This is a genomic window from Streptococcus sp. 263_SSPC, assembly GCF_001071995.1.
Classification (GTDB): domain Bacteria; phylum Bacillota; class Bacilli; order Lactobacillales; family Aerococcaceae; genus Granulicatella.
The window spans coordinates 1-396 of the sequence record NZ_JVNU01000044.1; the positions used below are offsets into that span (position 1 = coordinate 1).

At 50.3% G+C, this 396-nt stretch carries 3 tRNA genes; all 3 read right to left on the reverse strand.

Going from position 1 to position 396, the window contains the following annotated elements:
* Positions 1–48: 48 nt before the first annotated feature.
* A tRNA-Glu gene (locus ADH02_RS06650) sits at positions 49–120 on the reverse strand.
* Positions 121–140: 20 nt separating this feature from the next.
* Positions 141–228: transfer RNA gene (locus tag ADH02_RS06655), tRNA-Ser, on the reverse strand.
* 44 nt (positions 229–272) lie between these two features.
* Positions 273–346: transfer RNA gene (locus ADH02_RS06660), tRNA-Ile, on the reverse strand.
* Positions 347–396: the final 50 nt, after the last annotated feature.

The following is a 396-nucleotide window of genomic DNA, read 5'->3' on the forward strand; positions in this document are numbered from 1 at the left end:
TCTGCTTGTAAGGCAGATGCTCTCCCAGCTGAGCTAAACCTCCAAATATGACCCGTACGGGACTCGAACCCGTGTTACCGCCGTGAAAGGGCGGTGTCTTAACCGCTTGACCAACGGGCCAGGATATGCAAATAATAAAACGGAGAAGGAGGGATTTGAACCCTCGCGCCGGTTTCCCGACCTACACCCTTAGCAGGGGCGCCTCTTCAGCCTCTTGAGTACTTCCCCATCATCCAAGTTTATTATTTTTCTGATAATAACAATGTTATTAATGGGCCTAAATGGACTCGAACCATCGACCTCACGCTTATCAGGCGTGCGCTCTAACCAGCTGAGCTATAGGCCCTAAATATAAAGCGGGTGACGAGAATCGAACTCGCGACAACAGCTTGGAAG